Genomic DNA, 13,522 nt, shown 5'->3' with positions numbered 1-13,522 from the left:
TGAAGGGCATGGTGTGAGGATTAGGGTGAAAGGAGGGGAATATAAATGGTGGAATCTCAGTTGTTGAGATTTCACCATATGAGAAAAGATTTGTGAGAGCTGTGCTAACTAAGTTGATTTAACTCGCAAGCGCCACTTCGATTCCTTGCCGCATATTTTGAAGATCAGATTGAGTATTCTGCTCAATTTTGGCAAATGCTTTTGGTAAAATACGCCGTGCAATTTTATTAACACGCTTTTCTAACCAGTTCGGCATCGCAATCGCTAATGGATTGGTTTCAGTCACTGAAGCATCCGTCATGACACGTGTACCCATGATGTAATCAAACCATGGCTTAGTCACACACCAGTTGGCATTTTGATTGCTAGTCATGTGATGGTCATAATGCCATGGGATTCTTTTCTTTGCATATTCAGGGTCTAGATGCGACTTGGCATGAACTTTCCAATAATTCCAAATGCCATAATACAGACCAGCAGTGAAAAAAGGTGCAATTGGCAATAATGGTGTAGCAGCAACAGATAACGCAATCAATGCTGTTTTTTCATTATAAATTTCAGCATTTTTAAACATCGACTCAGCATAGCCTTCATCATGAAAAGCATTTAAACGAGCACGTTTATGATGTGCGATATGGGTGAAAAAAGGGCTATTGCGATATTTTGTTGGAAATTCATGTAACCAGACTTTATGAAAATACCACTCCATGCCATTGGCAACAAATAAACCCATTGGAAAACCTAGCATAATAACACCGTTTCATATCTTTAATTTTTATCAAGTTTAAGCAAATATTTATTTATTCTTTTGACTGAAATGACATGAAAATTTCTGCCTAATTTGTCAAATAAAGCGATTAAAGACTTCTATTTAGGTGCTTTATTTACGTGTTATTCATTTTCCTTTGTCGATAGGCTGTAGGTGTTTCACCTGTCCATTTTTTGAAAGCTCTTGAAAATGCTGAAGGTTCTGAAAAGCCTGTGAGATAAACGATTTGATCGATATTTTCTTGAGTATAGGCTAAAAGTTTACGGGACAACTTTTCACGATAATTGGCTAAAATTTTTTCATAACTGCTGTTAATTAACTGTAAATCCGCACGCAAGGTTCTTGGATTTTTTTGCAGTAGTTCTGCAATGTATTCTTGATCAAACTGCCCAGATTCGAGTACACCACTCGCCAGTATTTTTTCTATCTCATCAATCAACTGGTGTTTTTCTAAAATTTCTAATTGCTGTTCTGCAATATTCTCATGAATCTTTAATAAATTGGGTTCTGCGGCTGGAGATGGCAGATTGAGAATGTCCGAATCAAAGCAAAGTCGCCCTTGTAGATGACCAAACTCAATAGGACATTGCCATTGATGTTCGTATTCTTTGGCATCAATGTCTTTAGAATAGGGGAGCTGGATGTGATTGACTCGAAATTTTCCATCAGAGATATAACGAAAAAAATTCACTAATATGCTAATTGCACAATCTTGATAGTGTCGGACAGGGTGCTGAAAACCTGTCAGAAAAGCATGTTCATTATTCTTTTGTAATTCAAGATGAAATGCACTACTCAACACTTTTTGATATTTGAGTGTACGTTCAAGTCCCTCACCAAAGGTTGAGCTACTCAAAAATAAATATTCAATCACTTGCCCACGAAAAGTAGGCATGTTCACACCGACGTGTAAACCAATATAGAGATCATCACTAATTTTTTCAGCCGCTTGCCAAAAGCGTTGTTGGGTCGAATTTGCACGGCGAATGTTTTTATCAGGTGCTTGATCAGGTAAATGGACGCTTTGGAAAATAGCAGCCGCATCTAAGCCCATGTGTTGCATGGCTTGATAAGTCATCCATAGGAAAATTCCTGCGTCACTACTTTTTGTATCAATCATCGACATCAACTGAATTTTTTACAACAAAGATTCTTGTGAAGAAGTGTCATCCCCTGATTGGATGAGCTGTCTTAATTCACTTTGTTGTTCTTTGCTTAAATGCTGATATTGTTGAAATAGTTTTTGTACATTGACCATTTGCATACTTGGTTCAAGCAGTTCTTGTTCCGAAGTTTCAGTGCTAGTTTTCAATAAATTTTCATAAATATCTTGATATTCTAACCATGTGGAATTGGCTTTGACTTCGTAGAGTTGTTTATTTTCCAGTTTAAAGCATTGATATTCATCTGCTTGATCAAGCAATTCTTCATGGCTCGCCGTAGCAATAATTTGCAAACGTGGAAAAGCTTGATTCAAACGTTCTAAAATTAATTGCAGCCCAAATTGATCTAAATCCACATCAATTTGATCAATTAACAAAATTCCATCACCTTCTTCACATGGGAATAAGCTAAGAGGATTGAGCAGACACATACGGCGTACAAGGTCACCAACAAGTCCGATCCAATTTTTTACCGTGTTGGAAAGTTGTTGATAGCAAAAGCTTTGATTTTTATAGGTCACCATCAATTGTAATTTGGGCTGATATTCTAGGAAAATATCAGTTACTTCTGGAATCACAATATTCAAGGTTTTTTTGAGCGCTTGTAAGCTAGGTGCATGGAGTTGTGAACGTGCATGGAACAAGATATTTTGTAAGCTTTCTACAGATGTTGGTTCTTGTTTTTGCGCTAAGATTGTCTGAAAAAGTTGTGCTGTTTGTGCATTTTCAATATCACAAATTTCTCTGAACCATTCAAAAAAACGAGCAAAAGTCGTATATGGAATTGGCACAAGTTCATAAGCATTGTGCGGATATAGAACAGCTGGGTTATTTTTGCTGAGTACATTGATTTCATTGACAAAGCGTTCAGCAGGATAATAGGCAATGAGTGGAAAACCTTGGATAGGATCATTTTTAATTGCTTGGTTATATAGCCCAACCACTTGTTCTAATTGTTGTAATTCAACTTTGCTGATACCGACTCCACTACTGTTGAGAGTTTTATAGAGTTGCCAATCACAGCGATTGAGATCTTTTTCAGCAGTTGTTTCACTTTCAGGTAATTTTCCAATTTCAGTCGGAAAGCTGATTTGAACATCTATTTTGGATTGTACCCGATCTGTCATGATGTCTTGGTCGGACATGACGACACCTGGGGTACGTAAATCCTTAAGGCGTGCAGGGAACCATGTCAGCGCTTGGTACATATTTTTAATGATTGCTGTTTTTCCACTGGCTTGATCACCCACAATCAGTGTAATAGGCTTATTTTTATAATCAAAATTTATTTTTAAGTCGGCAAAATGATATGTGTGCCGAAACTGAATTGCTTCTAATTTCATAGGATACCTATAAATCGAATGACAACGACGCTTATGCCGTTGCTTTATTTTTTAAGGGCGCTTTGACTTTCAATTGTTGTACGAGGTCATAGATATGGTGAATATTTAAGCTGACTTTGGCACGGGTACATGCCACATATAATAATCTTAATTCTTCATCACTGATTTTATGCTCTAAACCATTTATTTTAAATTGGTAATCATCTTCGATATGGACACGGTTCCACTCCAAGCCTTTGGCTTTATGTGCAGTAGAGATCACATAATCAGCTTGCTCTATCGGGGTGATTTTAGCAAGTGCTTTTTTGAGAGGTTCTGTACCATGATCATCGACCAATTTCACTAAAGGCTTGATATCACTGCCATCATTGGTTTCACAGTACTCATGCACATCATGCCAAGAGTTAAACCAAGCCAATTCAGGAACATCGACTACGCGCTTACCTTGTTTGAGCAAACTGGCTGCATCGACAAAGCGATTGAGTTTGACATGATCGGCTTGCAAACTGACTTTGTCACCTTGTACTAAACCTGAAAGGAGTAGTTCCATTGCACGGGCATTGGTTCGGCACAAAATTGCATCGCGCATTTTGGTATGGGGTTTATTCACCACACTCGACTTCATATCTGGATTACCCAATAAAGGGACAGTTTCATCAAGTGCGCTTAATAGGTTGTTTGCAACATCAGCAATGGCATCGCCAAAACGGAATGAAGTTGTAAGTCTTGATTCAGGCAGTGGCATTTGTTGCATCGCATTCACCGCACCACGCCATGCATAAATTTGTTGATGGGCATCGCCGACATAGATCACTTGGGTATTTCTTTGACGCAGTAAAATACCGAGCATGAGTGGATCGGCATCTTGGGCTTCATCAAATAGCACATAATCTGCGGGAATAAACGGATCTGATAATGCCCACAATTTTAAATAAATATCGTGTCCAATCCCTGCTTGGTGATTTGGATCAATCGATTCTAGCCAACGTCTTTCAACAGATTTATATAAATGGGTTTGTAAACTTTCCACATCATCAGGATGTAACCAACTCGGTGCTTGGATATGGCGAGGAGCAGGATACTGAGAACTGGTGGAACAGAAATAACTGACAGCATTTGCGACCAAACTGGCTAAACGACTTGGCATCAGCACATATTTTTCATAGCGTCCACCCATCAAGCGTCTAAGCGTGATGGGCTCTAGGCGATATTCTTTGGCAATAAAACTTGGGCTTAATCGTGGTAAGCGTAGTTTGTCTGTAACCCCACGCGGTATGCTACGAAATGCCAAGGAGTGAAAGGTACGACAATTTACATTTTGGTGAAATTTATTCTGTGCTTCAGATGCAATTGCCTTATTAAATGCCAAATACATGCCACGTCGTTCAGGCATTGCATCACTGATCAACTGAAGTGTGGTTGTTTTACCTGTCCCAGCATAGGCAATCACTTTAAAGGATTGTCCCTTTTTTGCTTCTGCAATGGCAAAATTTTGTTCATGAGTCGGGCTAAAAGAATGAGGCACAGTATTTATAAAATCTTATTCAGTTGAAAATTTAATCGAGCCAGAAGTATAGCAAAGTTTACTAAGCGCTTGGGTTAAATCTCTTTAGGAAATGACGGCAACAAAGCTCTCCAATAAAATTTGATACATTAGAATGAGAATCAAAGTATTGCTTAGTACTTCATATTTATCATGATATGAATTTTTTAAGTTTTTGTCTTGAAAGTGACTTAAAAGTGAAACGGAATTGTCATAACAGATTTTTACACTCAAGCAGGGAAAAATTCTAAAATATTGTGGAAATATTATGACAAATTCAGCCAACCAACACACACGTCGTGAAGTCCTTACATGGTTAGCCAGCATTCCTTTTCTTCCGCTTGGGGCAATGGCAACATCTGCGACATTAGCAGGATGCAATGATAGTAATGACACTACAACACCAGTGGTTAATCCTGCTAAATTAAAAACAGCAACATTTACACCAATGGCTGCTCCAACCACAGTTACTGTAATGGCGACGACAGCTTGTACATCTAAACTTTCAATCAGTTGGGATGATGGCAGTAAAACTGAATATCAATTGGGTTATAAGCCATTCTTCCTGACAGGTACCAAAGTACCTGATGGTAAAGGTGGTCAAATCATTGCGGGTGGTTATTATGATATTAAAAATCAACCGATTATCGATAAGTCTGTTACAGGTAAAGAACGTCAATTCTTTTCAGATTGTCCAGATGGTAGTTCTCTAATTAGCTTTAAACAAGCAACTGGTAAAGATTTTACGGATGCCGATAAAAAGACTTTGGGCGTAAAAGGTAACCCTGTTTTTCATGTCGTACAATTTGAATATTTGTCTAAAGACCAAGCAGGTGGAGATACGTATGGAAAGTTATCTTCTCCAATCGCAGTACTAACACTTGACCAAGATCCTAAAACTGGTCATTTATCACTAATCAAATACCATAATGTTGATACTTCTAGTGCACATGGTCTTTGGATTACATGTGGTGCGAGTCTTTCGCCATGGGGAACGCATCTTTCGAGTGAAGAGTACGAACCAGATGCATTTGACCAAAAACTAGGTCAATCATTATCGACACTCAAAGCATTTAGTAAAAATATATATGGTGATGAAACTTCTGCAAATCCATATAATTATGGTCATTTACCAGAAATCACAGTGAAAGCAGATGGTACTGGTTCTGTGAAAAAGCATTATTGCCTAGGTCGTATTTCACATGAGTTGGTACAAGTCTTTGCAGATAATCGCACAGTACTCATGGGAGATGATTATACCAATGGTGGCTTATTCATGTTTGTTGCGGATAAAGAAAAGGATTTATCTGCGGGAACTTTGTATGTTGCAAAATTCATTACACAGTTGACGGATACCACAGCTGGTAAGATTTCATGGATTAAGCTTGGTCACGCGACCAGTGCAGAGATTGAGAATCTGATCAAAAGTGGAATTAAAGCAACAGATATTTTTGAATCAGTTTTACAAGTTGTTAAATATCCAACCGATGCAACTCCTGCTGAAAAATCTGCAATTGATGCGGCTAATCCGACAACAGAGCAAAAAGCTTTGGCAGATGCGGCAAAAGCGCGTTTAAAAACACAACAAGCAACACAAAAAGCAGATTTAGAAGCGCAAGGCTTTAAATTTACTTATTTAAGTAAAACTGGTGTTTATCTTAAACTGAAAGACACGAGTGATAAGACTAAGCTTGCAGCAGCGTTTCTTGAGACTCACCGCTATGCAGCATTTGTTGGTGCTTCTATGGCGCTCACCAAAAATGAAGGCACCACAGTGAATGTTGCGGATAAAAAAGCGTATTCAGCTCTAGCAAACATTGTGGATTCAATGGTTGAAGGTGGTAGTGGTTATCTCGCTGAACACAATGTGAAGTTCCCGAAAATTACGGCAGGCGGAATTTTAGAACATAAGTTAACAAGTGGTCAGAAAGACAATACTAATACCGTAATTAACAGTGAGTGGGTACCTAGCGAATCCAGTTTATTATTACGTGGCGTCGATATTAGTTTTGATGGTTTTGGTAATACAGCTGACCCTGAAAAAATTGCGAGTCCTGATAATTTAAAATATTCAGAGAAACTTCGTACTTTGTTTATCGGTGAAGATTCTGGTAACCATATTAATAATTACCTTTGGGCATATAACGTTGATACGAAAAAATTAGATCGTATTTTATCTGCACCAGCGGGTGCTGAATCTACAGGTTTACATGCTGTGGATGAGGTCAATGGTTGGACATATATCATGAGCAACTTCCAGCATCCTGGTGATGAGTGGAATCGTTTCTACAAAGACAATGCAGATGGTTCTCGTAGTGGCTTAACAACAAGCTTACTTGCGGAATTGGATGCAGCAATTAATACAAACTATAACAATAAGTTTGCTGCAGCAGTCGGTTATATTACTGCTGATCCTGTTGCACCTTCTGTTGAAAAGAAATCTTCTTAATATAGATTAAGAGCATAAAAAATCCCGTGCAATTGCACGGGATTTTATTTCAAATGAATCAAAATTAATGATCGCGATTGGCTTTTTCAACCAAGCCTGAAAGCCCCTGACGACGAGCCAATTCATTTAAAACCAACTGCACATCAAGGTCGAAATAACCTAACATCACAATGGTATGGAACCATACATCCGCCACTTCGTAGATTAAATCGTTTTTATTATCTTCGTTGGCATGTGCTTGATATTCTTTGGCTGCAATCACAGTTTCAAAACTTTCTTCACCGACTTTTTCTAAGATTTTGTTTAAGCCTTTATGATAAAGCTTGGCAACATAAGATGATTCAGGATCGGCAGATTTACGTTCAGCCATCATTTTGCCTAAGTAATCTAAGACTTCCACTTGTTCAGATTGTACATTTGAAGAATTCATTGCCAATGTATGTGGATTGGTTGAAGCCTTTTCGCCATAAATTGCATTTGGGTCTTTGAGTTGAGCATCGACAATTTCCCAACCATTTGGTGTGAGTTTGCGATAGAAACAAGACTCACGACCTGTATGACAAGCAATGCCACCTTCTTGTTCGATTTGCAATACGATCACATCTGCATCGCAGTCTAAACGGATTTCATAAACGGTTTGAAAATGTCCAGACTCTTCGCCTTTGAACCATAATTTATTACGTGAACGTGAGAAATATACGCCACGCATTTTTTCAGCAGTGAGTTGCAGTGCTTCACGGTTCATCCATGCCACCATCAAAATACGCCCTGTTTGATGATGTTGTGCAATAGCAGGAATAAGTCCTTGTTCGTTAAATTTTACTTCATCGAGCCATTGCAAGTTGTTCATAGGATTTCACCAATTCATTGATTTAAAATTTTTGTGCTATTTCGTAGCGGTTATAGTTTACGTGATTTGAAATGATTTGCGGAAAATCTTGGAAATTATTTAATCTTTAGCACCCAGTGAAATTTTGAGATCATGTTTGGTGCTCTCGATTTCTTAGTCCATATATGTCAAAGCTGTTCAATTTTTTGATACAAATATATTGAAAATTTACGAGGTATTTTTTTTGTGAGTCCTCTATGATCGTTTATTTACGCATCTTAATTTAACAGGGTAGTGCATAGAAGACGATTGAATTAAAAAAAGAGGATGTTTGATGAATATATTTGAGGCTTTGCGAGAAAGCCATGAAATACAAAAAAAATTAGCAGAACAGTTGACGCAAACAGCAGGCAATACACCTGAACGGAAGCAACTTTTTATTTTATTGAAAAATGAACTATTTGCGCATGCAGTCGCTGAAGACCGTTATTTTTATATTCCTTTAATGATGACGGATTCTGGGTTAAACATTAGCCGTCATGCTTTGGCTGAACATCATCTTATGGATGAATTGTTGGAGCAACTTGCTGAGACTGATTTGAGTCATTCTCGTTGGTTAATATTAGCCAAGAAATTGTCTGAAACAGTACATCATCACTTACAAGAAGAAGAGCGTGGCTTTTTTCAGCAAGCTGGAAAGATTTTTGATGATCAACAAAAACAGACTTTGGCCAAGAAATATTTAACAGAATATAAAAAATATAAAGCAAAGGATAAAACCAGTTTAACGGGTTAATATTTTTTTGACTTAAACCGATCAATATCTTGATCAAAACATTACAAAAGCATGTTTAACTCAATCGCCTTGTTCGGTATTTTTTGCTCTAAATGTCACCCCTATCGAAGCAAGCATGATACAGACCAAAGCAACCATTTGCACAGTGGTGATATGTTCATTGAGCAAAAGCATTCCTGAAACAACTGCCAGTGCAGGGGACAAGCTAGACAGTGTTCCATAGCTCATTTTACTGAGTCGTTTTAAGGCAAGTAGGTCGAGTGCATAAGGAATTGCGGTTGCGAGCAGTGCGATGAGTAATGCTTTACCCCAATATTGGGTTTGTAATAAAGCATCGGGGTTGTGTACGGTACTGATCGGTAATAGCACCATTGCGGATAGAACAATGGCAATACTGAGCGCATGCATCCCGATATTTTGGCGAACAACCTTTTGACCATAGTAAATATAGATCGCCCAACAAACCCCAGCACCGAGGGCAAATGCAGCACCAATATAAGAAAAATTTTGCGCTGTTGCATCTTGCCAAGGCACCATCAGTGCAATACCAAAGATCGCTAAACAAACCCAGATATAGTCACTTTTTTGTTTGATCGAGAGTAATGCAAGGGTTAAAGGTCCTAAAAACTCAAGCCCTACGGCGATTCCCTGAGGCAATTTACCTAAAGAGGCATAAAACAATACATTCATCAAGCAGACTGAACCGCTATAGAATAATAAGTTTTTCCATTTTAAATAGGGTAAGCGTTTGATAATTTTCCATGAACGGAACATCAAGACAATTAAAATAGAAGCAAAACAAAGCCTAAGTGTAACGACCGTGAGAGGATCTAAAACTAGAAAAAGTTGTTTGGCAAATGATGCACTGATCTGATAAGACACCATCGATAAGACCATGAACAGTACAGCGATAAGTTGAGAATTTGGCATATCAATCGTGTAGAAAAGTGACTCAAAAATTTTAGCACTTTTTGCAAATTCTGTCGGTATTTTGAAAATATATGAATATTCAGGTGATATTTTTCTTTGTGATTCTCATAACACCTCTGTAAGATGGGGATAAATATAGTTGTAATGGCACATGTGTTAGGAATAGAAGATGTCAGGTAATACCCAAAAAATCGTAGAATTAAAGTCAAATGAATTAGGTCAAGCTGAAACATGGTATGTAGAAGTACTTAAAAAAGAACAACAGGGGTATGCACAGACCGAGCAAGAAGCTCAAGCACGTGTTGACTTATTGGTCAATGCATCAAATCAAGGTTTTGCACCAGCCAGTACTTTACTGGGGCAGTGGCATGTCTTGGGGCACTATGTCAATCAGAGCATTCAAGCTGCGATTTTATTTTTTCAACATGGCGCACAGCTCAATCACGGTTTGGCACATTTAGAACTCGCATATTTGGGTTTAAATAACTCTACGGATCAGTTGTCTCAAGCCCAAGGGTTGATGCACTTGCAACACGCAGTAGAGTTAAATCAGCCTGAGGCAATTTTTTTACATGCGCAGCATAAACTACAGCAAGATAAAGCTGCTGCTTATCAATTATTGGTGGAAAACTATATTAAAAATAAGCATCAAAATAGTTTGAAATTCTGCGTTGAATATCCAGGGTTTGATTCGATTAAAGTTCAAAATGATTTATTGATCATTGCTGAAAATGATAGTTTTGCAAGTGCGTTATTGGCATTCAGTTATTTAACTCACAATAAGGTAGATGCTGCGTTCAAATATGCCAACATTGCCCAAGAAGCCAATGACCCTTTTGGATGTTATGTACGCGCTTTGATCGAACAAAAAAGTGCCAATGGTGATGCTAAAATTGCACAAGAGTTTTTACTCAAAGCTGCAAAGAATGGGCATGTCGAATCCGCTTATCTTGCAGCAGTGACCTTGTTGAAAGATGCTGAAACAGTTAAAACTGAACAAAAACAGAAAGAATATACGACTTTGGCTTTTGAATTGTTGACGCATGCCGCAGTGGCAGGGAATGTGCCTGCGCAATATTCTTTAGCACAATGTTTACGTTATGGTATTGGTGCTGAGAAAAATATTGAGCAAGGTGTTTCTTGGTTAGAGCGTGCAGCCATGCAAAATCATACTGATGCACAGTTTGAATTGGCGATGTTATTGCCTTTGGAACACGAGCATCATTTACCATTGTTAAATGCAGCAGCAGATAAAGCCCATGTACAAGCAATGTTGTGTATGTCGATTTATCAACAACGTCAAGAAAATGCTGAACAAACATTGTATTGGTTAAATAAAGCCAAAGCGTTGAATGTCCCACGTGCTTTCTTTCTGTTAGCGCAACTTTACCGTGATGGTAAGCTGGTTAAAGAAGATTTAAAACAAAGTGCAACTTTATTCGTTGAAGCGGCTGATCAAGGGGATGTGGATGCATATTTTGAATTATTCAAAATCTATCGCGATGGTCTAGGTGTTCGTAAGAATAAGAAGACTGCTACGAAATATTTGGATTTAGCAAAAGAGAATCAACATATCGAAGCAGCTTCAATTGAATATAGGTAATCTCTGTTTTGAATTTTGCATCAGTTGAAAAATATACCCACCACAAAGGACGCTTATTTGTGGTGGGTGATTTGCATGGTTGTTATGATCAACTGATGCAAAAGCTTGCACAGATACAATTTAACTTTCAGCAAGATATGCTCATTGCTGTTGGGGACTTGGTTGATCGTGGCCCTGACAGCTTTAAATGTCTAAATTTACTGGATGAACCGTGGTTTAAAGCAATTTTAGGCAATCATGAGGAAATGTGTTTGCTTTCTCATGTTGAACCATCAATGGCAAATCTACATGCACAGCATGGTGGAAAATGGTTTTATCAACTCAGTATAGAACAGCAAAAGCAAATTATTGAAAGACTGCAACGTGTTCCGTTGCTTTTAGAAGTTGATTATCAAAATAAAAAATATGGTTTTGTCCATGCAGATATTGATCTGAATGATTGGGATAAATTCAAAGTTACCATTCAGTCTAAAAGCCGTGAGTCTGCTTTATGGGGCAGAGGACGAATTAAAAATCGTCGTTTCTTAAAGTATTCAACTGTATCTGGCATTGATCAGATTTTTCTCGGTCATACCGTGGTGGATCGTGTGACTCGAAAAGACAATTGTTATTATCTAGATACGGGTGCGTGTTTTGGTGGTGAATTAACGATTGTGGAAATAGATCAGAATTTAGCGATTGAAGAGCAAGTGCTTGTTATATAAATACTAAATAACTGATTTTATGAATTATAAATAAGATTTATTTTAAATGTTATTATTTCTACTTGGCGGAGTCTTACATCAAAAGTTTTGATTTAGGGGTTAGCCTTCGGCTCGACCGCACTTTTGTTTCGGCAAAAGTGGGCAAAACCATTGTCATCCGCAGAACTCGTCAGCTTCCGTCAAAATATTGAATACATCGCAGAAACATTTTTAGTCAAAAGTAGTCCTGCCTCAGACAATTGCGGATGACGTTATCGCGTATCCATTTTTTTCAAGATTCTAAATATGTATTTGATGTTACTACGTAACATCAGCTAAGTAGGTAATTTTAAATATCAGACCTTATTAGAGCTTTATTATCAAGCTACGCTTTTCTCGCTCTTTGTGTCGTCACCGTACAGCCAATCGACGCACTGATAATGGTTGCTAAAGCCAGCCATTGTGTCCAAAGCAATTGTTCACCTAAGAAAATAAAGCCTGAAAATGCAGCAATTGCAGGTTCTAAACTCATTAATGTTCCAAAGCTCAAAGCCGATAAATTTCTGAGGGCAATCATTTCTAAAGAAAAAGGCAGTGCACTTGCCAAAATAGCCAAAGCAATAAAATAAATCAGGTTCGAGGGTTCAAAAACACTCATTGGCATACCCGTAATTAAGGCAATAGGGATGAGGCATAGCATGCCAATAAACATTCCTAAACACACCGTATGATTGCCTGAAACGCCTGAAGGTCGTTGCCCTGCAATAATATACAGCGCCCAACATGCACCTGCGGCTAAAGCAAAAGCAATGCCGATGGGGTCTAAACTTTGTGAAGCTTGTTGAAATGGAAACAGTAAAACCAATCCTAAGATTGCCAATCCTACCCAGACAAAATCAAACTTTTGTCGTGCATGAAACAGCGCCACACTCAATGGGCCAATAAATTCAAAAGCAACGGCAATGCCCAAAGGAATCCGTGCAATGGATAAATAGAACAGGGCATTCATCCCAGCCAAAGCAAGACCATAGCTAATAATCGCTTTCCATCTCACTTGTTTAAAATCAGCCTGCCAAATTTTAAAGATGATCGCCAAGATCAAAGAGCCGAGTAATAAACGCATCGCTGAAATGGTCAGTACAGGAAATTGATCAAACAGGATTTTGGCGAGTGCACCACTACTTTGCATACTGATCATCGCAATGAACAGTAAGATCAAGGCTTGGAAATGTGGGGCATTTTTGAGATTTGGCATTGGAGTCTGATCAGTTGATATTTATTTAAAATATGAACGATATTGGAAGTTTTAATCAGTTTAGATCATACATTCTAAATCAGATGAATAGGTGAGAATTAGTGAAAATAATGATCATAATTTGACTCATTGTTAAAATTTAAACATAAAAAAACCACA

The 13,522-nt window shown here is 38.0% G+C and carries 11 protein-coding genes; 4 read left to right on the top strand and 7 right to left on the bottom strand.

Annotated features, from left to right (window positions below; all coding sequences use genetic code 11):
- Positions 1-118: 118 nt before the first annotated feature.
- The 4 genes from BEN71_RS17170 to BEN71_RS17155 form a co-directional block, all read right to left on the bottom strand.
- Positions 119-748 (bottom strand): sterol desaturase family protein, encoded by a 630-nt coding sequence (locus BEN71_RS17170; protein ID WP_068975074.1) that lies wholly within the window; start codon positions 746-748, stop codon positions 119-121.
- Between the two features lie 136 nt (positions 749-884).
- Positions 885-1,889 carry an AraC family transcriptional regulator gene (locus BEN71_RS17165; RefSeq protein WP_068975075.1) on the bottom strand — a complete coding sequence of 335 codons (1,005 nt, stop codon included), beginning with the start codon at positions 1,887-1,889 and terminating at the stop codon, positions 885-887.
- 18 nt (positions 1,890-1,907) lie between these two features.
- A complete protein-coding gene (locus tag BEN71_RS17160; protein WP_068975076.1) occupies positions 1,908-3,275 on the bottom strand; it encodes an ATP-binding protein in 1,368 nt (455 codons plus the stop codon).
- Between the two features lie 31 nt (positions 3,276-3,306).
- Positions 3,307-4,800: a UvrD-helicase domain-containing protein gene (locus BEN71_RS17155; protein WP_086322694.1), complete on the bottom strand. Its 1,494-nt coding sequence runs from the start codon at positions 4,798-4,800 to the stop codon at positions 3,307-3,309.
- Between the two features lie 286 nt (positions 4,801-5,086).
- Here BEN71_RS17155 and BEN71_RS17150 point away from each other — a divergent pair, with 286 nt between their 5' ends.
- Positions 5,087-7,267, top strand: coding sequence for a PhoX family protein (locus BEN71_RS17150; protein ID WP_068975078.1), 2,181 nt, complete (start codon positions 5,087-5,089; stop codon positions 7,265-7,267).
- 64 nt (positions 7,268-7,331) lie between these two features.
- Here BEN71_RS17150 and hisIE read toward each other — a convergent pair whose 3' ends face one another.
- The gene (gene hisIE / locus BEN71_RS17145; protein WP_068975079.1) at positions 7,332-8,117 is read right to left on the bottom strand and encodes a bifunctional phosphoribosyl-AMP cyclohydrolase/phosphoribosyl-ATP diphosphatase HisIE; all 786 of its coding nucleotides are present in this window, start codon (positions 8,115-8,117) and stop codon (positions 7,332-7,334) included.
- Between the two features lie 313 nt (positions 8,118-8,430).
- Here hisIE and BEN71_RS17140 point away from each other — a divergent pair, with 313 nt between their 5' ends.
- On the top strand, positions 8,431-8,892 hold the full coding sequence (locus BEN71_RS17140) for a hemerythrin domain-containing protein (RefSeq protein ID WP_068975080.1): 462 nt from the start codon (positions 8,431-8,433) through the stop codon (positions 8,890-8,892).
- A gap of 60 nt (positions 8,893-8,952) precedes the next feature.
- Here BEN71_RS17140 and BEN71_RS17135 read toward each other — a convergent pair whose 3' ends face one another.
- Positions 8,953-9,822: an EamA family transporter gene (locus BEN71_RS17135; RefSeq protein ID WP_068975081.1), complete on the bottom strand. Its 870-nt coding sequence runs from the start codon at positions 9,820-9,822 to the stop codon at positions 8,953-8,955.
- 169 nt (positions 9,823-9,991) lie between these two features.
- Between BEN71_RS17135 and BEN71_RS17130 the strand changes: the two genes are divergently transcribed.
- The gene (locus tag BEN71_RS17130) at positions 9,992-11,425 is read left to right on the top strand and encodes a tetratricopeptide repeat protein (protein WP_068975082.1); all 1,434 of its coding nucleotides are present in this window, start codon (positions 9,992-9,994) and stop codon (positions 11,423-11,425) included.
- Between the two features lie 8 nt (positions 11,426-11,433).
- Entirely contained in the window at positions 11,434-12,129 is a 696-nt protein-coding gene (locus tag BEN71_RS17125; RefSeq protein ID WP_227542626.1) for a metallophosphoesterase, read from the top strand.
- A gap of 364 nt (positions 12,130-12,493) precedes the next feature.
- Here BEN71_RS17125 and BEN71_RS17120 read toward each other — a convergent pair whose 3' ends face one another.
- The gene (locus tag BEN71_RS17120) at positions 12,494-13,363 is read right to left on the bottom strand and encodes an EamA family transporter (RefSeq protein WP_068975084.1); all 870 of its coding nucleotides are present in this window, start codon (positions 13,361-13,363) and stop codon (positions 12,494-12,496) included.
- Between the last annotated feature and the right edge of the window lie 159 nt (positions 13,364-13,522).

Origin of the sequence: Acinetobacter wuhouensis (genome assembly GCF_001696605.3) — a bacterium.
Lineage (GTDB): Bacteria > Pseudomonadota > Gammaproteobacteria > Pseudomonadales > Moraxellaceae > Acinetobacter > Acinetobacter wuhouensis.
The sequence above is the reverse complement of the archived record's forward strand: the minus strand, read 5'-3'. Positions and strand labels throughout refer to the sequence as shown.